The 20,836-nt window shown below is 68.6% G+C and carries 19 protein-coding genes; 13 read left to right on the top strand and 6 right to left on the bottom strand.

The features are described 5' to 3' along the window. The 4 genes from infB to ACE3QW_RS05355 all read left to right on the top strand — a co-directional run. A partial coding sequence (gene infB / locus ACE3QW_RS05370) for a translation initiation factor IF-2 (RefSeq protein WP_374250734.1) occupies positions 1 to 2,358 on the top strand: 2,358 nt, incomplete at its 5' end. 170 nt (positions 2,359 to 2,528) lie between these two features. Further along, the gene (gene rbfA / locus ACE3QW_RS05365) at positions 2,529 to 2,984 is read left to right on the top strand and encodes a 30S ribosome-binding factor RbfA (protein ID WP_024281313.1); all 456 of its coding nucleotides are present in this window, start codon (positions 2,529 to 2,531) and stop codon (positions 2,982 to 2,984) included. Beyond that, on the top strand, positions 2,981 to 4,087 hold the full coding sequence (gene truB / locus ACE3QW_RS05360; protein ID WP_374250733.1) for a tRNA pseudouridine(55) synthase TruB: 1,107 nt from the start codon (positions 2,981 to 2,983) through the stop codon (positions 4,085 to 4,087). The genes rbfA and truB overlap by 4 nt, the downstream gene beginning before the upstream one ends. 77 nt (positions 4,088 to 4,164) lie before the next feature. After that, the gene (locus tag ACE3QW_RS05355; RefSeq protein ID WP_374250731.1) at positions 4,165 to 5,772 is read left to right on the top strand and encodes an ABC transporter substrate-binding protein; all 1,608 of its coding nucleotides are present in this window, start codon (positions 4,165 to 4,167) and stop codon (positions 5,770 to 5,772) included. A gap of 78 nt (positions 5,773 to 5,850) precedes the next feature. Here ACE3QW_RS05355 and ACE3QW_RS05350 read toward each other — a convergent pair whose 3' ends face one another. Further along, the gene (locus ACE3QW_RS05350) at positions 5,851 to 6,453 is read right to left on the bottom strand and encodes a malonic semialdehyde reductase (protein WP_374250730.1); all 603 of its coding nucleotides are present in this window, start codon (positions 6,451 to 6,453) and stop codon (positions 5,851 to 5,853) included. Between the two features lie 274 nt (positions 6,454 to 6,727). Between ACE3QW_RS05350 and ACE3QW_RS05345 the strand changes: the two genes are divergently transcribed. The 3 genes from ACE3QW_RS05345 to ACE3QW_RS05335 all read left to right on the top strand — a co-directional run bounded on the left by ACE3QW_RS05345 (position 6,728) and on the right by ACE3QW_RS05335 (position 9,558). Then, entirely contained in the window at positions 6,728 to 7,978 is a 1,251-nt protein-coding gene (locus ACE3QW_RS05345) for a pyridoxal phosphate-dependent aminotransferase (RefSeq protein WP_374250729.1), read from the top strand. A 17-nt stretch (positions 7,979 to 7,995) separates the two neighbouring features. Beyond that, entirely contained in the window at positions 7,996 to 9,048 is a 1,053-nt protein-coding gene (locus ACE3QW_RS05340; RefSeq protein ID WP_024281308.1) for an AbrB family transcriptional regulator, read from the top strand. 99 nt (positions 9,049 to 9,147) lie between these two features. Further along, positions 9,148 to 9,558, top strand: coding sequence for a DoxX family protein (locus ACE3QW_RS05335; RefSeq protein ID WP_024281307.1), 411 nt, complete (start codon positions 9,148 to 9,150; stop codon positions 9,556 to 9,558). Positions 9,559 to 9,572: 14 nt separating this feature from the next. Here ACE3QW_RS05335 and ACE3QW_RS05330 read toward each other — a convergent pair whose 3' ends face one another. After that, positions 9,573 to 10,298 carry a M48 family metallopeptidase gene (locus ACE3QW_RS05330; RefSeq protein WP_374250728.1) on the bottom strand — a complete coding sequence of 242 codons (726 nt, stop codon included), beginning with the start codon at positions 10,296 to 10,298 and terminating at the stop codon, positions 9,573 to 9,575. Positions 10,299 to 10,404: 106 nt separating this feature from the next. Continuing rightward, the gene (locus ACE3QW_RS05325; protein WP_029556436.1) at positions 10,405 to 11,829 is read right to left on the bottom strand and encodes a polyhydroxyalkanoate depolymerase; all 1,425 of its coding nucleotides are present in this window, start codon (positions 11,827 to 11,829) and stop codon (positions 10,405 to 10,407) included. 188 nt (positions 11,830 to 12,017) lie between these two features. Here ACE3QW_RS05325 and ACE3QW_RS05320 point away from each other — a divergent pair, with 188 nt between their 5' ends. Then, entirely contained in the window at positions 12,018 to 13,358 is a 1,341-nt protein-coding gene (locus ACE3QW_RS05320; RefSeq protein ID WP_029556437.1) for an ActS/PrrB/RegB family redox-sensitive histidine kinase, read from the top strand. Positions 13,359 to 13,438: 80 nt separating this feature from the next. Continuing rightward, complete coding sequence (locus ACE3QW_RS05315; RefSeq protein ID WP_024281303.1) at positions 13,439 to 13,987, top strand: ActR/PrrA/RegA family redox response regulator transcription factor; 549 nt, start codon at positions 13,439 to 13,441, stop codon at positions 13,985 to 13,987. Positions 13,988 to 14,020: 33 nt separating this feature from the next. On the opposite strand, the gene ACE3QW_RS05310 is transcribed toward ACE3QW_RS05315, so the two are convergent. After that, complete coding sequence (locus ACE3QW_RS05310) at positions 14,021 to 14,914, bottom strand: DMT family transporter (protein ID WP_374250740.1); 894 nt, start codon at positions 14,912 to 14,914, stop codon at positions 14,021 to 14,023. Positions 14,915 to 15,046: 132 nt separating this feature from the next. On the opposite strand from ACE3QW_RS05310, the gene ACE3QW_RS05305 reads away from it, so the two are divergent. Then, positions 15,047 to 15,757 (top strand): ArsR/SmtB family transcription factor, encoded by a 711-nt coding sequence (locus ACE3QW_RS05305; RefSeq protein WP_374250739.1) that lies wholly within the window; start codon positions 15,047 to 15,049, stop codon positions 15,755 to 15,757. A gap of 9 nt (positions 15,758 to 15,766) precedes the next feature. Here the strand turns inward: ACE3QW_RS05305 and ACE3QW_RS05300 are convergent, their stop codons facing one another. Next, a complete protein-coding gene (locus ACE3QW_RS05300) occupies positions 15,767 to 16,243 on the bottom strand; it encodes an MmcB family DNA repair protein (RefSeq protein WP_024281300.1) in 477 nt (158 codons plus the stop codon). Positions 16,244 to 16,250: 7 nt separating this feature from the next. Further along, positions 16,251 to 17,123, bottom strand: coding sequence for a YihY/virulence factor BrkB family protein (locus ACE3QW_RS05295; RefSeq protein WP_029556440.1), 873 nt, complete (start codon positions 17,121 to 17,123; stop codon positions 16,251 to 16,253). A gap of 157 nt (positions 17,124 to 17,280) precedes the next feature. On the opposite strand from ACE3QW_RS05295, the gene ACE3QW_RS05290 reads away from it, so the two are divergent. The 3 genes from ACE3QW_RS05290 (at position 17,281) to ACE3QW_RS05280 (ending at position 20,836) form a co-directional block, all read left to right on the top strand. Next, positions 17,281 to 18,483: an FUSC family protein gene (locus ACE3QW_RS05290; RefSeq protein ID WP_374250727.1), complete on the top strand. Its 1,203-nt coding sequence runs from the start codon at positions 17,281 to 17,283 to the stop codon at positions 18,481 to 18,483. Between the two features lie 204 nt (positions 18,484 to 18,687). Beyond that, positions 18,688 to 20,379, top strand: a complete 1,692-nt coding sequence (locus ACE3QW_RS05285; protein WP_374250726.1) for an acyl-CoA dehydrogenase family protein — start codon at positions 18,688 to 18,690, stop codon at positions 20,377 to 20,379. Between the two features lie 22 nt (positions 20,380 to 20,401). After that, complete coding sequence (locus tag ACE3QW_RS05280; protein WP_374250737.1) at positions 20,402 to 20,836, top strand: N-acetyltransferase family protein; 435 nt, start codon at positions 20,402 to 20,404, stop codon at positions 20,834 to 20,836.

The raw sequence follows: 20,836 nt of genomic DNA, 5'->3' as shown, positions 1-20,836 counted from the left end.
GTGCTGCGCACGCTGACCGAGGAAGAGCGCAACGCCCGCGCCAGCGCGCTGGCCGACGCCCGCGTCCGCGCGGTCGAAGAGCAGCGCATGGCCGAGGAGCGCCGCGCGGCCGAGGAGGAGGCCCGTCGCCGCGCCGAGCGCGAGCGTGCCGAGCGCGCCGAGCGTGAGGCCGCCGAGGCCCGCAAGCGCGAGGACGAGGCCCGCCGCGCCCAGGAAGAAGACAAGAAGCGCAAGGCCGAGCAGGAAGCGCGCAAGCGCTTCGGCGGCGAGGAGCAGGGCGCGAGCGCCCGTCCCGCCGGCACGACCACCGCGCGTCCGCTCACCCCGCGTCCGGCTGGTACCACCGCTCCGGCGGAAGGTGGCAGCGAGGAAGAGGAGCGCCGTGGGGGCGGTGCCGTGCGCCGCGGCCCCGCCGCGCGTCCGGTCGCCCCGGTCAAGGTGCCCCGTGCCCCCGCCGGCCAGGAGAAGCAGCGCGGCCGCCTGACGCTCGTCACCGCCCAGTCGGGTGAAGAAGAGCGCCAGCGTTCGGTCGCCTCGTTCCGCCGCCGCACCCAGCGCATGACCGGGCACCGGCAGCAGGAGAGCAAGGAAAAGATTGCCCGCGAGGTGATCCTGCCCGAGACCATCACCATCCAGGAACTCGCCAACCGCATGTCGGAGCGGGCCGTGGACGTGATCCGCATGCTGATGAAGCAGGGGCAGATGGTGAAGATCACCGACGTGATCGACGCCGATACCGCCGAGCTCATCGCCGAGGATCTCGGCCACACCGTCCGCCGCGTGTCGGAGAGCGACGTCGAGGAAGGCCTGTTCGATACCCCGGACGCCCCCGAGACCCTGCTGCCGCGCCCGGCCGTCGTGACCATCATGGGCCACGTCGACCACGGCAAGACCTCGCTGCTGGATGCCATCCGCAAGGCGAACGTGGTCTCCGGCGAGGCCGGCGGCATCACCCAGCACATCGGCGCCTACCAGGTGACCGCGCCCTCGGGCTCGAAGATCACCTTCATCGACACCCCCGGCCACGCCGCCTTCACCGCCATGCGTGCCCGTGGCGCCAAGGTGACGGACATCGTGGTGCTGGTGGTGGCGGCCGACGACGGCGTGATGCCCCAGACGGTGGAAGCCATCAACCACGCCCGCGCGGCGCGGGTGCCGCTGATCGTGGCGATCAACAAGATCGACAAGCCCGGCGCCAAGCCCGAGCGCGTGCGCTCCGAACTGCTTCAGTACGAAGTGCAGGTGGAGAGCATGGGCGGCGAGACGCTCGAGGTGGAGGTCTCCGCCAAGGAGCATCTCAACCTCGACAAGCTCCTGGAGGCCATCGCCCTCCAGTCGGAACTGCTCGACCTGCGCGCCAATCCGAACCGCGACGCCGAAGGCACCGTGGTGGAAGCAAAGCTCGATCGCGGCCGGGGCCCCGTGGCCACCGTCCTCGTCCAGCGCGGTACCCTGCACGTGGGCGACATCGTGGTGGCCGGTGCCGAGTGGGGCCGCGTGCGCGCCCTCATCTCCGATACCGGTGCCACCGTGGACGCGGCCGGCCCCTCCCTGCCCGTGGAGGTGCTGGGCTTCAACGGCACACCGGAGGCGGGTGACCGCCTCGCGGTGGTGGAGAATGAAGCCCGCGCCCGCGAGATCACCGATTACCGCCAGCGCCAGAAGCGCGAGAAGGCGGCGGCCCGTTCCGCCACCATCCGCGGCTCGCTGGAGCAGATGATGAGCCAGGTGAAGGCTTCGGGGCGGAAGGAATTCCCCCTCATCATCAAGGGCGACGTGTCGGGCTCGGTGGAAGCCATCATCGGCGCGCTGGAGAAGGTCGGCAACGACGAGGTGCAGGCCCGCATCATCCATTCCGGCGCGGGCGGCATCAACGAAAGCGACGTGACGCTGGCGGAAACCTCCGGCGCCGCGATCATCGCCTTCAACGTGCGCGCCAACAAGGAAGCGCGCGACGCGGCCGATCGGGCGGGTATCGAGATCCGCTACTACAACATCATCTACGACCTCGTGGATGACGTGAAGAAGGCCATGAGCGGCCTGCTCGCGCCCATCAACCGCGAGACCATGCTGGGCAACGCCCTCATCAAGGAGATCTTCCTGGTCTCCAAGGTGGGCAAGGTGGCGGGCTGCCAGGTCACCGACGGTATCGTGGAGAAGGGCCAGCACGTGCGCCTGATCCGCGACAACGTGGTGATCCACGAGGGCAAGCTTGCGACGCTCAACCGCTTCAAGGATGCGGTGAACACCGTGAACGCCGGCCAGGATTGCGGCATGTCCTTCGAGAACTACCAGGACATGCGCGCGGGCGACGTGATCGAGTGCTACCGCGTCGAGGTGATCCAGCGCTCGCTGTGACCTGACGACGGGCGCAACGCTCGACGTTTCCGCCTCCGGTCTCTTCCCCGAACGGGAAAAGGCCGGAGGCGTCGACGCTTAACCGGAACGGTACGGTCCAAGCCCGTCCGCTCCACAATCGAGGAGAAGGCGCCACGGCTTTGCCGGCGCCGAACGAAGCAGAAGCAAAAATGAAACCCGATACCCGCACGGGAGGCGGCCCCTCCCAGCGCATGCTGCGCGTGGGCGAGCTTGTCCGCCACGCCCTGGCCGACGTGCTGTCCCGCGGCGACCATATCGATCCGGTGCTCGCCGGGCACATCATCACGGTGCCCGAGGTGCGCATGTCGCCGGACCTCAAGATCGCCACCTGCTACGTCATGCCCCTCGGCGGCAAGGACATCACGCCCGTCATCAAGGCGCTGGCCGACAATGCCCGCCGCCTGCGCACCGAGGTGGCGCGGCGCGTGGAGCTGAAGAGCGTGCCCGAGCTGCGCTTTCGCAAGGATACGTCCTTCGACGAGGGCGCGCGCATGGACGCCCTCCTGCGCTCCCCCCAGGTGCAGCGCGACCTCGATGCCCTTGAGAGCCATTCCGAGGACGCGCCCGACCAGACTCCGACCGACAAAGAGACCGACGCCGAATGACCGTCCGAGCCACTGCCGAAGCCGCGGCTGAAGCCGCCGCCGAGCCCATCGTTGAATCCGTTGTCGAGACCGCCCTCGCTCCTGACGCGGCCGAAGCGCCTCCCGCCGGCGACGCCCCCCGCGCCAGCCGCGAGCAGGACAACCGCCCCCGCGCGCCCAAGCGCGACCTCGATGGCTGGGTGCTGCTCGACAAGCCCACCGGCATGACCTCCACCCAGGCGGTAGCGGTGGTGAAGCGCATCTTCGGGGCCAAGAAGGCCGGACATGCCGGCACCCTCGACCCGCTGGCCTCCGGCTGCCTGCCCATCGCCTTCGGCGAGGCCACCAAGACCGTTCCCTATGTGATGGACGGCCGCAAGACCTACCGTTTCACCGTGCGCTTCGGCACCGAGACGGACACGGACGATTCCGAGGGCAAGGCGGTGGAGACCTCCGATCTGCGCCCCTCGGACGACGAGATCATCGCGGCGCTGCCCACTTTCCGCGGCGAGATCATGCAGGTGCCGCCGGCCTATTCGGCGCTCAAGATCGGCGGCGAGCGCGCCTATGACCTCGCCCGCGAGGGCGAGGAGGTGAAGCTGGAGGCGCGCCCCGTCACCATCTTCCGCATCGAGCTGATGGACCGTCCGGACGCCGACCATGCGGTGCTGGAGGCCGAGTGCGGCAAGGGCACCTATGTGCGCGCCATCGCCCGCGACCTCGGCCGCATGCTGGGTTCGCGCGGCCACATCTGCCAGCTGCGTCGCGCTTGCGTCGGGCCGTTCCTGGAGGAGCGCCTCGTGCCCCTCGACGAGCTGCGCGACCGCGCCGAGGCCAGCGAAGAGGCGCTGATGGATGCGCTCGATCCGGTGGCCGTGGCGCTGGAGGAGATCCCCCAGCTCAACGTCACGCCGCAGGAGGCCCATCGCCTGCGCTGCGGCCAGAGCATCATCCTGCGGGGCCGCGACGCCCCCATCGTCGAGGGCCATGTGGCGGTGTCCTGCCAGGGCGCGCTCATCGCCATCGGCGACGGCGAGAACGGCGAGGTGTTTCCGCACCGCGTGTTCAACTGGGGCAAGTCCTCGGGCAAGTCCTCGAACCGGCCGCCCCGCCGCAACCGCTGACGCCCGTTTCGCAAAGCGAAGCATACGGCATATCTCTTGCCTTCCTTCCGTGGGGCTTACTCACGGAAGGACGATAGATGCTGCGTTTCCGGACGCTTCGAACCTCTCTTGCCGCCGCGCTTTTCCTCGGTCTTGCCGGGGCGGCGCCGGCGGGCGCGGAGAGCGTGGTCCGCTATGGCATCTCCATGGCGGACATTCCGCAGACCACCGGTCAGCCTGATCGTGGGGCAGGTGCCTATCAATTCACCGGCTACACCCTGTACGACCCGCTGGTCGCCTGGGAGATGAACGTGGCCGACCGGCCCGGCAAGCTGGTGCCCGGCCTTGCCACCGAGTGGAAGGTGGACCCGGCCGACCCCAAGAAGTGGCTGTTCACCCTGCGCAAGGGCGTGAAGTTCCACGACGGCTCGGACTTCAATGCCGATGCCGTGGTGTGGAACCTCGACAAGGTGCTGGACGAGAAGGCACCCCAGTTCGACAAGCGCCAGTCCGCCCAGGTGAAGACCCGCCTGCCGTCCATCGCCTCCTGGCGCAAGGTGGACGACATGACGGTGGAGATCACCACCAAGGACGTGGATTCGTTCTTCCCCTACCAGATGCTCTGGTTCCTGGTGTCGAGCCCGGCCCAGTACGAGAAGCTCGGCAAGGACTGGGACAAGTTCGCCCAGAACCCCTCGGGCACGGGCCCCTTCAAACAGGACAAGCTGGTGCCGCGCGAGCGGCTGGAGCTGGTCAAGAACCCCGACTACTGGGACAAGTCCCGCCTGCCCAAGACCGACCGGATGATCCTCATCCCCATGCCGGAGGCGCTGACCCGCACCAACGCGCTGCTCGCCGGGCAGGTGGACCTCATCGAGACCCCCGCGCCCGACGCCGTGCCGCAGCTCAAGGCTGCCGGCATGAAGATCGTGACCAACGTCACGCCCCATGTGTGGAACTACCACCTCTCCATGCTGCCCGGCTCGCCCTGGACCGACATCCGCCTGCGCAAGGCGCTGAACCTCGCGGTGGACCGGGAGGGCGTGGTGGAGCTGATGAACGGTCTCGCCCAGCCCGCCAAGGGGCAGGTGGACAAGACCAGCCCGTGGTTCGGCAAGCCCACCTTCGACCTCAAATATGATCCCGAGGCCGCCAAGAAGCTGGTGCAGGAGGCGGGCTATTCCAAGGAAAAGCCGCTCAAGACCACCTTCATCATCGCCGCCGGTGGCACCGGACAGATGCTGTCCCTGCCCATGAACGAGTTCCTGCAGGCGAGCTTCAAGGAGATCGGCATCGATGTGGAGTTCAAGGTGGTGGAGCTGGAGGCGCTCTACACCGCCTGGCGCAAGGGGGCGAAGGACCCGATGAACGAGGGCATCACCTCGAACAACATCGCCTATGTCACCTCCGACCCGCTGTACGCCCTCATCCGCTTCTTCGATTCGCGGCAGGTGGCGCCGGTGGGCGTGAACTGGGGCTATTACTCGAACCCCAAGGTAGACGCCCTCATCGACGAGGCGAAGCGCACCTTCGACACCAAGAAGCAGGACGAGCTGCTCGCCCAGGTGCACCAGCAGGTGGTGGACGACGCCGTTCTGGTCTGGGTGGTGCACGACGTGAACCCGCACGCCCTCTCCCCCAAGGTGAAGAGCTTCGTGCAGGCCCAGCACTGGTTCCAGGACCTCACCACCATCGGCCTCAACTGAGGCCTTCTCAGCTGAGGCCTTGGGCCCAAACGCAAAGGGCGCCCCGTGGGGCGCCCTTTTTTCGTTCTGGAGCGGAGATCAGAGGATCTGCGCGGCGTCGTCGAAGGCGAGGCGCGGCAGGCGGGGCATCACCTTGGAGGCATCGCCATGGCCGATGGCCGCGATGAAATTGGTCTTGGTGGTGCCACCGGGGAAGAATTCCGCATCGACCTTCGCCGCGTCGAAGCCGGAGACGGGGCCGACATCGAGGCCGAGCGCGCGGGCGGCGAGGATGAGATAGGCGCCCTGCAGCGAGGAATTGCGGAAGGCGTGGGGCTCGATCATCCCGGGATTGTTGATGAACAGGTCGCGGAACTGCGGGTAGTGCGGAAACAGCTCGGGGATCTTGTCGTGGAAGTCGAGGGCGTAGCCGATGATGGCTACCACCGGCGCGGCCAGGATCTTGTGGTTGCTCTCCGGCAGGGCAGGGCGCAGGCGCTCCTTGGCTTCCGGGGTGGTGAGGAACACGTAGCGGGCCGGCTGGGTGTTGGCGGAGGTCGGGCCGTACTTCACCAGATCATAGAGGGCGCGCACTTCCGCCTCGCTGACCGGGGCATCGGTCCAGCCATTCTGAGTGCGGGCGGAAAGGAACAGGCGGTCGATGGCGGCGGCATCGATGGCCGGGGTGACGGTCTGCGACATGGGGGGCATCCTGTTTGAACCGGCGAGGGCGCGGAGGTGCGCGGGTGGTGCTCAGGACGTAGGACCGCACCCCCGCGCCGGCAACGGCCCCGCTCCGCAAGAGGCCATTGCATCCGTGCAATGCCGTAACGGAAGGCGCGATTCATCACCGGGACTGATCGGATCGCCACTTCATTTGATGGCGCACGGGCGCGCCGAGGCTCTATAAGTCGCGCCGGCGCACCCGCCGATTTCCCTCCGCGCCGCCACCCCGCTTCGTGCCCGCGAGCAAGCCATGATGTCCCCTGCTGCGCCCGTTTCCGCCTTGCCCGTGGAAGATCCCTATCTGGAGCGCGTGCGCGAGCATGTCCGCGCGCTGCCCGAAAGCGGGATCGTCGAGGTGATGAACTACGGCCGCGACCGGCCCGGCATGATCCCGCTGTGGGCCGGCGAGGGCGATGTGCCCACCCCGCCTTTCATCTGTGAGGCGGCGGCCGCCGCCCTCCACGCCGGCGAGACCTTCTACACCTGGCAGCGCGGCCTGCCGGAACTGCGGGCCTCCATCGCCCGCTACATGAGCGCCCTCTATGGCGTGCCGGAAACGCCGGAGCGCTATTTCGTCACCGGCTCGGGGATGCAGGCGATTCATGTGGCCGTGGCCCTGGTGGCCGGGGCGGGGGACGAGGTGCTCATTCCCTCCCCCACTTGGCCCAACGCCGCGGCTGCGGCGCAGAAGGCGGGCGCGCGCCCCGTCTACGTGCCCTTCAATTATGGGCCGGAGGGCTTCACCCTCGATCACGACCGGCTCGCCGCGGCGGTGACGCCCGCGACTCGCGCCATCTTCCTCAACACGCCGGCCAATCCCACCGGCTTCGTGGCGACGCTGGACGACCTGAAGGCGGTGCTTTCGCTGGCCCGCCGCCACGGCCTGTGGATCATCGCCGACGAGATCTACGGCCGCTTCTATTATGGCGAGGAGGGGCGGGCGCCGTCCTTCCACGACATCATGGATGAGGAGGACCACATCCTCTTCGTCCAGACCTTCTCGAAGAACTGGGCCATGACCGGCTGGCGCATCGGCTGGCTGGAGGCGCACCCGCGCCTTGGCCAGATCATCGAGAACCTCATCCAGTATTCCACCTCCGGCGTTGCCGCCTTCATGCAGCGCGGCGCCATCGCGGCGCTGGAACAGGGCGAGCCGTTCGTCGCCGAGCAGATCGCCCGCGCCCGCCGCGGCCGTGACCTCGTGGGCGATGCGCTGCTCGCCACCGGTCGCGTGGACCTCGTGAAGCCCCCCGGCGCCTTCTATCTGTTCTTCGGCATCGAGGGGCGGCGCGACGTGCGCAGCTTGGGCCTCACTTTGGTGGACGAGGCCAATGTGGGCCTCGCCCCCGGCACCGCCTTCGGCCTTGGCGGCGACGGCTTCATGCGCCTGTGCTTCGCGCGGGGCGACGCGCAGCTCGCCGAGGCGAGCCGGCGCCTTGTGGCGTGGCTGGAGGGGACTCGGCTGGAACGGACCCGGCCTGCGGGATCGGACGCCGCGTGAGGGGATTGCCTTTCAGGATGCGCTCGGCCGCCTCGGCGGCTGTAACGCTGGGGGCCGGCGCTCTCGGCGGCGGGATCTTCGCGCTTCTGGGCCTGCCGGCGGCGTGGATCTCGGGCTCGCTGGTCGCCTGCATCGGCCTCGCGCTGGCGGGCGTGCGCATCGACGTCCCGGAATGGCTGCGCTTCCTCGCCTTCGTGGTGCTCGGCACCTCCATGGGCACCATGCTGACGCCGGAGACCTTCGCCCGCGCCGCCACCTGGCCGGTGAGCATGGCCTGCCTCGGCGCCAGCGTGCTCGGCACCATGGCGGGCGGCACCCTCTTCCTCACCCGCGTGGCTGGCTGGAGCCGGGAAAGCGCCTTCTGGGCCTCCGCGCCCGGCGCCTTCGGCACCGTGGTCGCCATGGCCGCGGACACCAGCGCGGACCTGCGGCAGGTCGCCTTCGCCCAGACGCTGCGGCTGTTCCTGCTGGTGGCGGCCCTGCCCAACGTGCTGGCCGCGCTGGGCATGACGGCGGGCGGCGTGCCGCCACCGCCCCATGTCTCGACCCTCGGCGAGATTGTCGTCCTCTTCGTCGTCTGCACCGGCGCGGCCCTGCTCGCGGCGCGGTTGAAGCTACCGGGCGGCTTGATCCTCGGTGCGCTCGCCGGCAGCGCCGTGCTTCATGCCACCCGCCTGTCCACCGCCGTGCTGCCGGCGGAACTGCTCATCCCGGCCTTCGTGGTGCTGGGGGGCAGCGTGGGCGTGCGCTTCATCGGCACGTCGCTCGCCACCATCCGGGCCTATGTGCTCGCCTCGCTTGGGGCCTTTCTGGTGGCGGTGGCGATCTCCACCCTGTTCGCCTTGCTGGCCGCATGGCTGACGGGCGACGATCTCGGCAAGCTGGTCACGGCCTTCGCGCCGGGGGCGCTCGAGGCCATGACGGCCCTTGGCTTCGCCATGGGCTACGACCCGGCCTTCATGAGCGCGCACCATCTTTTCCGCTTTGCCGGGCTCTCGGTTGCGCTTCCCGTGGCGGCCCGGCTGATGTTCGCCGCCGCCGAGGAGGCGGGGCGGGACCACACGCAATAGTGTCCTGAAACCTCCCTGTCCGATGTTGCAGTGCAGCGTCGGCGGTATCACACACTCGCCGGGCTTCCGCATGGGGAAGTGTGTGTTGGAGATGACGCCTTGCGTACCCTTGATGACCTCGCCCTGCTTGTGGGACGGATCTTCCTTGCGGCCCTGTTCCTGCCCTCGGGCATCAGCAAGCTCAGCAATCTCTCCGGCTTCACCGGTTTTCTGGCCGGCAAGGGAGTTCTCCTGCCGCAGGTGCTGGCGCCGATCGCGGCCGCGACCGAGGTCGTCGGGCCGCTGCTGCTCATCGTCGGTCTGTTTCCGCGGGCGACCGCCATCTGGATGGCGGGCTTCACGGTCGTCGCGACGATGATTTCGCACATGTTCTGGACCTTCCCCGATGCGGCAGCCCAGGCGGCGCAGCAGACCCAGTTCCTCAAGAACGTGGGCATCATCGGCGGATTGCTGATCTATTTCGCCGCCGGCCCCGGCGCGATCAGCCTCGGCCGGAAGAAGGTCGCCTGAGGACGCCGCGAAGCTCAGCCTTCGCCATAGCGGTGGAGTTCGGAGCCGTGGCGCCTCAGCCACGCCTCCGCGTCCTTGCGGTTGGGGCAGACCTGCTCCACCAGCCGCCAGAAGCGCACCCCGTGGTTCATCTCCAGGCGGTGCGCCACCTCGTGGGCCGCGAGATAATCCAGCACGAAGGCCGGCGCGAAGATCAGCCGCCAAGAGAAGGAGAGGTCGCCCCGCGCCGAGCAGGAGCCCCAGCGGCTCGCCGTGTCGCGCAGCGTGAGCCGGCCGACCTCGACGCCGAGCGCCTGCGTATAATGCTTCACCGCGGCGGCAAGGTCGCGACGGGCCTCCTTCTTCAGGAAGTCCAGCACGCGGCGCCCCATGTGCGGCGCCTCGCCGGCGACGCAGAGGGTGGGCATGCCGCGGACGGCCGGCTCGATCCACACCGTTCCGCGCGCATCGGGGCGGTGGACGATGCGGTGCGGCTCGCCGCGCAGGGGAATGACGGCACCATCCTCGAACGGCACCGCCTCCGGCAGGCGCACGAGGCGCACGCGCACCCATTCGCGATGCCGTTCCACGAAGGCGCGGGCGAAGGAAAGTGCCACATGGGGCGGGGCGGTAAGGGTCACGTCCCGGGAGGTCGCCCGCACCCTGAGCGTGAGCCGGCGCGCCTGCGGATGGCGGCGAACCGCGACCCGCAGCGTCTCGTCGTCAAGCAACAGCTCGATCGTCTCGACGCCGGGCGTCAACGACGATTTGCGGTCCTCATTGCGAGTCTGGCGGCGAAACAGCATTGGGCAGCCGGGGCGAAGTTACCTCCGGTATCTTCCCAAGAATTTCGCCGCGCCGCCAGTACTAAGTCGGCGCAATCCGGGGATAAAGCGCGGTCACATTCTTGTTGAGGGCGAACACGTCCGGCTCTTCCTCCCCCGCGGCCTCCGGCGCCGGGCGGTCCGGCATGGGCCGGGCCCGTCCATCTTTGCGGAATTCCTGAGAGAGGATGAAGTCGGAAATGCGCGGCGCGATCTCCGAGCGGAAGCGCGAGCCGTTGAAAACGCCGTAATGGCCGACGCCCGGCTGCTCCCAATGGGCGCGCATGTCCTCGGGGATCAGCGGGCACAGCTTGTGCGCGGCCTTGGTCTGGCCGATGCCGGAGATGTCGTCCTTCTCGCCTTCCACCGTCATCAGCGCGACGCGGCGGATGAGGTCCGGCTTCACCACCTGCGAATGATGCATGATTTCGCCCTTGGGCAGGGCGTGGGTGATGAAGACATTCTCCACGGTTTCCAGGTAGAAATCCGCGGTCAGGTCCATGACGGCGAGATACTCGTCGTAGAAATCGCGGTGCTTCTCGGCCGAGTCGCCGTCGCCCTGCACCAGGTGCCGGAACAGGTCCCAATGGGCCTGCAGGTGCCGGTCGAGGTTCATGGACATGAAGCCGTTGAGCTGCAGGAAGCCCGGATAGACCTCGCGCAGCGCGCCGGGATGCGGCCACGGCACGGTGGTGATGACGTTGCGGCGGAACCATTCGATGCCGCGGTCCTGGGCCAGCGTGTTCACCGCGGTGGGGGCCTCGCGGGTGTCGATGGGGCCGCCCATGAGCACCATCGACTTGGGCACGAAGGGATCTTCCTCCGCTTCCATGCGGGCGATGGCCATCATCACCGGCACCGCCGGCTGGCACACCGCCATGACGTGGCAGTTGCCGCCCATGCGGTGGAAGATGGAGATCAGATAGTCCACATAGTCGGACAGGCTGAAGCGGCCTTCCGACATGGGCACCAGCTTCGCGTCGATCCAGTCGGTAACATAGACGTCGTGGGTGGGCAGCATGGCCTCGACCGTGCCGCGCAGCAGCGTGGCGTGATGGCCGGACACCGGGGCTACGATGAGCAGGCGCGGCTGCGGACGGCGCGGCGGATATTCGAACGCGCGCTCGAAATGCAGCAGCCGGCAGAACGGCCGCTCCCACACCGTGTTCACGTGCACCGGCACCGTCTGGCCGGCCGCGGAGGTGTGGGTGATGCCCCAGTCCGGCTTGCCGTAGCGGCGGGTGGTGCGCTCGAACAACTCGCATGCGGCCGCCATGGACTTGCCGATGGTGGTATGCGAGACCGGGTTGATCGGATTTTTCAGGAACAGCCGGCTGGCGTCCGCCATGGCGCGGGATGGGTTGAGCGCAGCATAGCCCATCTCGTACATCCAATAGAGCGGAGTCGAGAGCCCAACGTCGCCTTGACGCGGCAGCCGGGTAGCACTTGCGAACTCGCCGATTGCCATGAGTGGTCCTCACCGTTACTGGCTGCCTAGAAAGGCGGCACGTTGACGCAAGCGTGAGCCGACTTCCAAGGTTGGTCAATGCCGACAAAAGACATAGGCCGCTATTGTTCCGCTGCTATGGCAGTAGGGTCACTATTCCCTTTCGTGAGGCTCGCTTCCACACATCGGGACACCGGAATCGTTACTCCATGACCACCGCCTTTGTAACGCCGCCCCATGGCAGATCGTTCGGCCTGCGCCTCGACACCCTGATTCGCCTGCGCTGGCTGGCGATTTCCGGCCAAATTGCGGCGCTGGTCGTGGTCAATCTCGGCCTCGGCTTCCCGCTGCCGCTGACGTCCTGCCTCGCGGTGGTCGGCCTCTCGGCGCTGGTGAACGTGCTCCTGCGGGTCAAGTATCCCGTCGCCCGCCGGCTCGGCGACGCAGCGGCAGGCCCTCTGCTCGCCTATGACGTGCTTCAGCTTACGGCGTTGCTGTACCTCACCGGCGGGCTCAAGAACCCGTTCGTGTTGCTTTATCTCGCTCCGGTGATGATCTCGGCCACCGCGCTCGCCTGGAGCACGACGGTGATGCTCGGCATCCTGGCGGTGGCCTGCGCCGGCTCTGTGGGCCTGTGGACCCGGCCGCTGCCGTGGGCCGGTCCCGATGTGCCGGTGCTGCCGGATCTCTATCTCGCTGGTATTTGGGTGTCCCTGTCGGTGGCAGTGGGGTTCATCGGCATGCATGCGTGGCGGGTGGCGGAGGAGGCGCGGGAGCTGGCCGATGCTTTGGCCGCCACAGAGCTGGTCTTGGCCCGCGAGCAGCACCTCACGGCCATCGATGGCCTTGCCGCAGCTGCTGCCCACGAATTGGGCACGCCGCTCTCCACCATCGCCCTGGTGGTGAAGGAGATGCACCGCTCCATCGGCGACAACAGCCCCTACAGCGAGGACGTGGCGCTGCTGCGCGACCAGGTGGCGCGCTGTCGCGACATCCTGCAGACGCTGACCTCGCTCAGGTCCGGCGACGCGCCGTTCGACCGCATGCCGCTGGCTTTGCTGCTGGAGGAGGTGGTGGAGCCGCACCGCAATTTTGGCATCACCATCGCGGTCTCGGTGAAGGATGATCCCGACGCCCCGGTCATCGCCCGCAATCCGGGCCTCCTCTACGGCCTCGGCAACCTCGTGGAGAATGCGGTCGATTTCGCCGCGACACGCGTGGACATCAGCGCCCAGTGGACCCCGTCGGGCCTCGACATCGTCGTCGCCGACGACGGGCCGGGGTTCTCGCCGGAGATTTCCGGGCGCATCGGCCAGCCCTACGTCACCTCCCGCGCCCGCGAGCGGCAGGATGCGGACCTCGAGGCGGAGAGTGGCCTCGGTCTCGGCTTCTTCATCGCCAAGACGCTGCTGGAGCGCACCGGGGCCAACCTGACGTTTGAAAACCGCATCCCGCCGGCCACCGGCGCGGTCATCGGCATCCACTGGCCGCGCAAGGCGCTGGCGATCGAGGTGGATGGGGACGCGACAAAGGGACGCGCATTGGATTAATCTACGGGCGTATCGGCGTAAAAGCCCCGGAGCTCGTGCTTGTTTGCCGGCATTGCCGATGAGGGATTGAGGAAGACGCGATGAACGAGATGCCTGAGGTGGGGGACGACCGGTCGGTTCTGATCGTCGATGATGATCGGTCCTTCCTCCAGCGCCTCGCACGGGCCATGGAGGCCCGCGGCTTCGAGGTGGCCACCGCCGAGACGGTGGCGGACGGCCTCGCCCGCGTCGAAACCTCGGCCCCCGCTTATGCGGTGGTGGACATGCGGCTCGGCGACGGCACCGGTCTCGACGTCATCTCCGCGCTCAAGAAGCACCGTCCCGGCGCCCGCGCCATCGTCCTCACCGGCTACGGCAACATCGCCACCGCCGTCACGGCCGTGAAGCTCGGTGCCGTGGACTATCTCGCCAAGCCCGCCGATGCGGATGACGTGGTGGCGGCGCTGCTCGCCAATGCCGATCACAAGCCCACTCCGCCCGAGAACCCCATGTCGGCGGACCGGGTGCGCTGGGAACACATCCAGCGGGTGTATGAATTGTGCGGCCGCAACGTCTCAGAGACCGCCCGCCGCCTCTCCATGCACCGCCGCACCCTGCAGCGGATTCTGGCCAAAAGGGCGCCGCGCTAGCGGAGCCCGCTCGGCAAGAGCCGGTCTTTGCCGTCACGCAGTCTTGCGCGTCGGCCACGTCATGGCGACGACACCCGCAACGACGCAGGCGAGGCCGATCCAGGCGTCCGGTGCCAGCGTCTCGCCAAGGCACAGGACGCCGATCGCCACGCCGATGGGCACCCTGAGATAGGCCTGCGCCGTGGTGCCGATGGAGCCGAGCGTCCGCACCAGCCGGAAATAGATGACGAACGCGAGCGCGGTCGAGAAGACCGACAGCAGCCCCAGCGCGACGAGGGAGCCGGCGCTCGGCGCCAGTGTCCAGGGCCGGTCCACCGCGATGCTGACCGGCAGGAGCACCGCCGCGCCGCAGAGCAGGGAGCCCGCCGCCGGCATCATCGGGTCGAGCCCCTTGAACGACCTGCCGAAGATGGCCGCGCCGGCATAGCAGACCGTCGCCGCGACGATGGCGAGCTGGGCCCACACTTGCTGGCCAAATCCCCCCAGAGCCCCGAAGCCGACGATGAAGCCCGTCCCCGCAAGACCTGCCGCAACGCCGACGAGCTTGCGGGCGGTCACGGCTTCATGCCGGGTCACGAGGGCCGTCAGCAGGAAGGCGAAGATGGGGGAGGTGGCGTTGAGGATGGTGGCGACGCCCGCGTCCACGGTCTGCTCGGCCCAGGCGATCAGGGTGAACGGCACGACGCTGTTCAGCCCGGCCTGGAACAGGAAGCGCGCCCAGGTGGCCCGATCCTGCGGCAGCTGCATGCCGCGCGCCCGAAGGATGACCGCGAGGAGGGCTCCGGCGATCAGGGTCCGGGCGGCGATGAAGGTCAGCGGCGGGATGGTTTCCACCCCGACCTTGATGAAGGTGTAGGACGCACCCCAGAGCGTCGAGAGCACCAGAAGCAAAAGCAACTCGATACCGAATCGTGTCCTGCCGGCCATGGTGATCGCGTCCCTCACTCAACATTCCACGGCCTCTCTAGCGGGGGAAAGCGCGGGCATGCTTCGGCCGGGGCCGAAGCATCCGGCGGTGACGCGGGCGGCGCGGGCGGCTAGCGTTCCGGCATGTCGAACATGGTTTCGGGAAATACCGTTGCCGAGGTCGCCCGCCTGATCGGCGACGTGGCGCGCGCCAACATCCTCTCGGCATTGATGGGCGGGCAGGCGCTGACGGCGGGCGAACTGGCGCACCGCGCCGGCGTGACGCCGCAGACCACGAGCGGCCATCTGGCGCGGCTCGCCGAAGCGGAACTGGTCAAGGTGGAGAAGCAGGGGCGCCACCGCTACTATCGCCTCGCCTCGGCGGATGTGGCACAGGCGCTTCACGCTTTGATGACCGTCGCGGCGGGTGGGCCGAAGCGCCATCGTCCCATCGGTCCCAGAGATGCCGCGCTGCGGCTCGCCCGCACCTGTTACGACCACATGGCCGGCCGCCTTGCCGTGGCCCTCGCCGACAGCCTCTGCACCAACGGCCACGTGGTCCTCACCGACGGTGCCGGACTGGTGACGGACACGGGTCGCCGCCTCCTTTGCGATTTCGGCGTCGCGCTCGACGATGGGGCCAAGGGCCGGCGGCCGCTCTGCCGCACCTGCCTCGACTGGAGCGAGCGCCGGCCCCACCTCGCCGGCCGTCTGGGCGCGGCGCTGCTGGATCGGGCGCTGGATCTTGGATGGGTGCACCGCGCGACGGACAGCCGCGCGCTGCGCCTGTCGCCGGCTGGGGAACGCGGCTTCTCCAGCGCCTTCGGCCTCCCGCCCGGCTGGCGCGACCCACCGGCGGCGTGACTGCAATCCCTACACGTCCGCGCGCAGCAGGTCCGGGTCGTAGAGCACAGCGAGCCGCGTCGCGGCGGCGCGGGCGAAACGCAGGGTCAGCGCCTTGCGGGTCGCGGCCGGCAAAGGATGGAGCGGTGCAGGCCTGAGGCATTCGGCGCCGAAGGCGTCGGCGACGAACAGGCCGGTTTCCTCGGGCAGAATCTCGACGGGAAAGTCCATCGGCACCGCGAACATCAGCCGGTCGCAGAAATCCCGGTATTCGTGCCATTTGGCATCGGTGCGGAAGTCGATCACCGACGACTTGATCTCGATGATGGTGATCTCGCCCTTCGGCCCCATGGCGAGGATGTCGGCCCGCCGTCCGCTCACCAGCGAGAATTCCGGCAGCCCGGCCATGCCGGCCAGCGCCAGATGGCGCAGCACCCCGCGCTGGACCGCCCTTGCGGTCTCCGACTGGCGGCCGTCCGGCCGCGGCTCGGGCAGGAGCGCGCGCATGGCCGCCTCAGGACAGCGCCTTCATCGCCTCTGGCTCCTCGATGGAGGAGGGGGGCGAGAAGGCGCGCTTGATGGCGGCGTTGAGTTCGCCGCCGAACACGAAGATGGAAGCGGTGAGGTAGAGGAAGACCAGCGCGATCATCACCGAGGCGAGGCCGGCATAGGTGGTGACATAGTTGGCCGGGAATTCCGCCAGATAGAAGCCGAAGGCGGTGGCGGCGACCAGCCACATGACGAGCGTCACCAGAATGCCGGGGGCGACCTCGGCGAGCTTGCGCCGTCCCGCCGGCAGCCACAGGTGCGCCACCAGCAGGGACACCACCAGAATGATGGAGGTGGCCCCGAAGCGCAGCAGGGTGATGACGCGGGAAAAGGGCGCCAGCGCAGGCACCTGCGCCACCGCCGTCTGCCACAGCAGCGGCCCCAGCACCACGAGGAAGGAGAGGGCCAGCATGGCGGCGGAGGCGATCAGCACGTAGCCGATGGATTCCAGCCGGAGCCAGTACCAGGCGCGCATCTCCTTCATACCATAGGCGCGGTTGAGGCCGATGCGCAGGCTCTCGATGCCATTGGAGGAGAAATAGAGGGCGAGGACGACGCCATAGGTGAGCACGTCGGTGCGCACCTGGTTCACCACGTTGTAGATTTCGCGGGAGATGGGCCCTGCCACCTGCTCCGGCCAGGTCTCCAGGATGAGCTGGATGGTCTCCTGCGCCAGCGGCCGAAGGTCGAGGAAGCCGGCGAGCGCGGTGACGAAGATGAGGAACGGGAACAGGGACATGAGCGCGGACAAGGCGATATGGCTGGCGATCGCCCAGCCGTCGTCGGCGGAGAACGTCCAGAACGCATCCAGAACGATATGGTAGATGCGCCGCAGCATGTGGTCTCCCGTTTCAAGTCAAATCGGGCTTTCCGGCCGGAATGGCAAGCGCCGGCCGTGCCCGTCCACCGTCCGGCTGGTGGCGGCCGGCCCCTTCGGCTAGACAGCGAGGACACGGCGCCATCTGATCCGGCGTCCGGACCCGCCGAGATCTCCCATGCCGCGCCAGCCCAATTCCCCGGCTGAACCGCCACCGGCTGAATCCCCGGCCGCCGGGCGTTCAGAGGTCGCGCCCGAGGATGCAACGCCGGAAGCCGCATCGGGCGTTCCCACGCTGCGGGATCGGCTGGGCAAGGTCATTGCCCTCGCCCACCTCAAGCTCGCGCTTCGGGCCACCATCGCCGGCATCGTCACCTATCTTCTGGCGGAGCAGTTCTCCCTGCCCAACGGCTATTGGGCGGTGCTCACGGCCGTGCTCGTGGTGCAGGCGACATTGGGCGCCAGCCTGTCGGTGGCCATCGACCGGGCGCTGGGAACGCTGGCGGGCGGCGTCGTCGGCGTCGCGGGGGCGATGGTGGCCGGACCCTCCCAGATCCAAACGCTGGTGGTGCTGTCGCTGGCGCTGTTCATCGCTGCGGCCATGGCCGCCCGATCGCCGAGCTTCAAGCTGGCGCCGGTGACGGTCATCATCGTCATGCTGGCCCATCCGGGCGATGTCGCGCCATGGCTGGCGGGGCTGACGCGGGTGGCGGAGATCACGCTGGGCGGGGCGGTGGGCCTCCTGTGCGCCATCCTCATCCTGCCCGAGCGGGCGCTGGGGAAGCTGTTTCCCCACTGCGCCAAGGCGCTGCGACTGACCGCGCGGCTGCTGGACCTCGGGCGCGGCGGCCTGCTGGGGCAGGGGATCGATCCATCGGTCATCGACCAGCTCAACGCCGGGGCGCGTCTCGCCTTGCGCGCGGCCGACCTGCGCCTCGTGGAGGTGCGGGCGGAGCAGGCCGGTCGCCTGACCACCCAGACCGATCCCGCGCCTGTCGTGCGCGGCGCCCGGCGACTGTGGCATTCCGCCATCATCCTGCTGCGCAACGCCGACCGGCCCTTGGACGAGCCCGTCGCCGGCCTCGTCTCTGCGGCCCTCACGGCTGCGACGACGACGCTCTCCGCCCAGATGTCAGCCATCGCCGACCGGCTGGACGGCCTGCCCGTTGCCGACCTTGCCACCCGTGCCGATGCGGCCAGCGCGGCCGTGGCGGCGCTGGAGGCGCGGGTGGAGGAGCTGAATACCCAGGGCGCCTTCGGTGCGGTGGGCTCGGAGACGCTGACGGCCCTGTTCTCGGCGGTCTCGGCCTGCGTCCACATGCGGGAGAACCTCGAGGAGCTCGCCGCCCGCCTCGCCGAGGTGCAAAGCGAGACGCCCTGACGGCCGGCTTCCGCTCGGTCCCCTCACGGCGAAAGTCGGATCGACCGTGGCGGCGGATGCCGTATCAAGGCGCATGCGCCGCACCATTTGCGGTGCGGTGTCTGATCCGGGCCGATCCCGGCTTTCGTAATCAGGCGTTGCCTTGGCCCGGTTCCGGGGCAAGGATAGGTCAATTGCGCAATGCACAATCAAAGGGGAGAGTTCATGTCCGCCAGCGCCGCCGTTCAGTCCGTGCCCACCGGGGAATTCGACGCCGTGGCGCTCGGGCGTGTCGCGACCGACAGCCTGGAGAAGCTGCTGGCCGAGGCGACCTCGCTGGTGAAGGCCAAGGTGACGGACGGCGGGCGCATCTCTTCCGCTCTGCTGGAGAAGGAGCAGCGTGCCACCCACGGCCTCGCGTGGCTCGCGACTTATGTCTTCTCCGTGCGCGAGCTGGTGCACTATGCCGACCGCCTGACCGAGATGGGCAAGTTCGGCGACACCGAGAAGCTGATCGTGCAGATCGGCCTCGGCGAGTACGTCGCGCAGATCCTCGGCGGCATTCCCATGAGCCAGGGCGAGATCGTCCGGCTCCCCGATCTCTATGTCTCCGGCGCGACCATTGCGGCGCTGGCCGCAGAGCCGGCCATCGCGGCTCTGGTGGAGAACGGCAACACGGCGGCCAGCCGCGCCGCGCTCGCCGACATCATCCGCGACGCGCACCTCGCCGGCACCATCGGCGAGGCGGGCCTCGACGAGACCACGGAGGCGATGCGCACCGAGATGCATCGCTTCGTGGAGGCGGAGGTCGCCCCCCACGCCCACGAGTGGCACCTGAAGAACGAGTACATCCCGCTGGAGATCATCTCCCAGCTCTCGGAAATGGGCGTGTTCGGCCTCACCATCCCCGAGGAGTTCGGCGGCCTCGGCCTGCCGAAGGAGGCCATGTGCGTCGTCACCGAGGAGCTGTCGCGCGGCTATATCGGCGTCGGCTCGCTGGGCACCCGCTCGGAGATCGCGGCGGAGCTGATCCTCGCCGGCGGCACGGATGAGCAGAAGGGCCACTTCCTGCCCAAGATCGCCTCGGGCGAGATCCTGCCCACGGCGGTGTTCACCGAGCCCAACACCGGCTCGGACCTCGCCTCGCTGCGCACCCGCGCGGTGAAGGAGGGAGACGTCTACAAGGTCAACGGCAACAAGACCTGGATCACCCATCCGGTCCGCGCCGACATCATGACCTTGCTGGTGCGCACCAATCCGGCCGAGCCCGGCTACAAGGGCCTCTCCATCCTGCTCGCCGAGAAGCCGCGCGGCTCCGACGAGAACCCCTTCCCCGCCGAGGGCATGACCGGCGGCGAGATCGAGGTGCTCGGCTATCGCGGCATGAAGGAATACGAGATCGGCTTCGACGGCTTCACCGTGCCGGCGAAGAACCTGCTCGGCGGCGAGGAGGGGCAGGGCTTCAAGCAGCTCATGACCACTTTCGAGAGCGCCCGCATCCAGACCGCCGCCCGCGCCGTGGGCGTGGCCCAGGCGGCCCTGGAGGTGGGCCTGAAATATGCCGAGGAGCGCATCCAGTTTGGCAAGTCGCTCATCAACTTCCCCCGCGTCGCCGACAAGATCGTGATGATGGCGGTGGAGACCATGATCGCCCGCCAGATCACCTACTTCGCCGCCCGCGCCAAGGATGAAGGCCGCCGCACGGACCTCGAGGCCGGCATGTCCAAGCTGCTCGGCGCGCGCGTCGCCTGGGCGGCGGCGGACAACGCTCTGCAGATCCACGGCGGCAACGGCTTCGCGCTGGAATATCCGGTGTCGCGCATCCTGTGCGACGCGCGTATCCTCAACATCTTCGAGGGCGCGGCGGAGATCCAGGCGCAGGTCATCGCCCGCCGCCTGCTGGACGGCGGCAACTGAGCAGCCGGGCACGGATGTGGCCCTGCTGATCGCCGACGCCCAGCCGCAGGACGAGGCCGCATGGCGTCGCCTGTGGGCGGGCTACAACACCTTTTACGAGACCGAGGTGGGGGCGGACATCACCGCCCGCACCTGGGCACGCATCCTCGATCCTTCGGTGCCGATCATCGGCCGCATCGCACGGCGCGGGGAGGAGCCGGTCGGCTTCTCCAACAGCGTCCTGCACGAGGGCACCTGGGTCGCCAACCCCGTCTGCTATCTGGAAGACCTGTTCGTGGATCCCGCCTGCCGCGGCGGCGGGATCGGCCGGGCGCTGATCGCGGACCTCGTCCGCATGGGCAAGGAGAGGGGCTGGTCCAGCCTCTACTGGCACACACGGCAGGACAACCCCGCCCGCCGGCTCTACGACAGCTTCGTCGCGGCGGACGATTTCGTCCGCTACCGCATGGACCTGTGA

Source organism: Xanthobacter sp. (assembly GCF_041911315.1).
Classification (GTDB): Bacteria; Pseudomonadota; Alphaproteobacteria; order Rhizobiales; family Xanthobacteraceae; genus Xanthobacter; species Xanthobacter aminoxidans.
This window is presented reverse-complemented; position numbering and strand designations above follow the sequence as displayed.

Coding starts and splice junctions, on each gene's coding strand:
- ACE3QW_RS05310 (WP_374250740.1), bottom strand. CDS start 14,914: ATGGCCGGCAGGACACGATTCGGTATCGAGTTGCTTTTGCTTCTGGTG.
- ACE3QW_RS05285 (WP_374250726.1), top strand. CDS start 18,688: ATGTCCGCCAGCGCCGCCGTTCAGTCCGTGCCCACCGGGGAATTCGAC.
- ACE3QW_RS05300 (WP_024281300.1), bottom strand. CDS start 16,243: ATGCGCGCGCTCCTGCCCGAGCCGCGGCCGGACGGCCGCCAGTCGGAG.
- ACE3QW_RS05295 (WP_029556440.1), bottom strand. CDS start 17,123: ATGCTGCGGCGCATCTACCATATCGTTCTGGATGCGTTCTGGACGTTC.
- ACE3QW_RS05320 (WP_029556437.1), top strand. CDS start 12,018: ATGACCACCGCCTTTGTAACGCCGCCCCATGGCAGATCGTTCGGCCTG.
- truB (WP_374250733.1), top strand. CDS start 2,981: ATGACCGTCCGAGCCACTGCCGAAGCCGCGGCTGAAGCCGCCGCCGAG.
- ACE3QW_RS05315 (WP_024281303.1), top strand. CDS start 13,439: ATGAACGAGATGCCTGAGGTGGGGGACGACCGGTCGGTTCTGATCGTC.
- ACE3QW_RS05305 (WP_374250739.1), top strand. CDS start 15,047: ATGGTTTCGGGAAATACCGTTGCCGAGGTCGCCCGCCTGATCGGCGAC.
- rbfA (WP_024281313.1), top strand. CDS start 2,529: ATGAAACCCGATACCCGCACGGGAGGCGGCCCCTCCCAGCGCATGCTG.
- ACE3QW_RS05340 (WP_024281308.1), top strand. CDS start 7,996: ATGCGCTCGGCCGCCTCGGCGGCTGTAACGCTGGGGGCCGGCGCTCTC.
- ACE3QW_RS05290 (WP_374250727.1), top strand. CDS start 17,281: ATGCCGCGCCAGCCCAATTCCCCGGCTGAACCGCCACCGGCTGAATCC.
- ACE3QW_RS05350 (WP_374250730.1), bottom strand. CDS start 6,453: ATGTCGCAGACCGTCACCCCGGCCATCGATGCCGCCGCCATCGACCGC.
- ACE3QW_RS05325 (WP_029556436.1), bottom strand. CDS start 11,829: ATGGCAATCGGCGAGTTCGCAAGTGCTACCCGGCTGCCGCGTCAAGGC.
- ACE3QW_RS05355 (WP_374250731.1), top strand. CDS start 4,165: ATGCTGCGTTTCCGGACGCTTCGAACCTCTCTTGCCGCCGCGCTTTTC.
- ACE3QW_RS05345 (WP_374250729.1), top strand. CDS start 6,728: ATGATGTCCCCTGCTGCGCCCGTTTCCGCCTTGCCCGTGGAAGATCCC.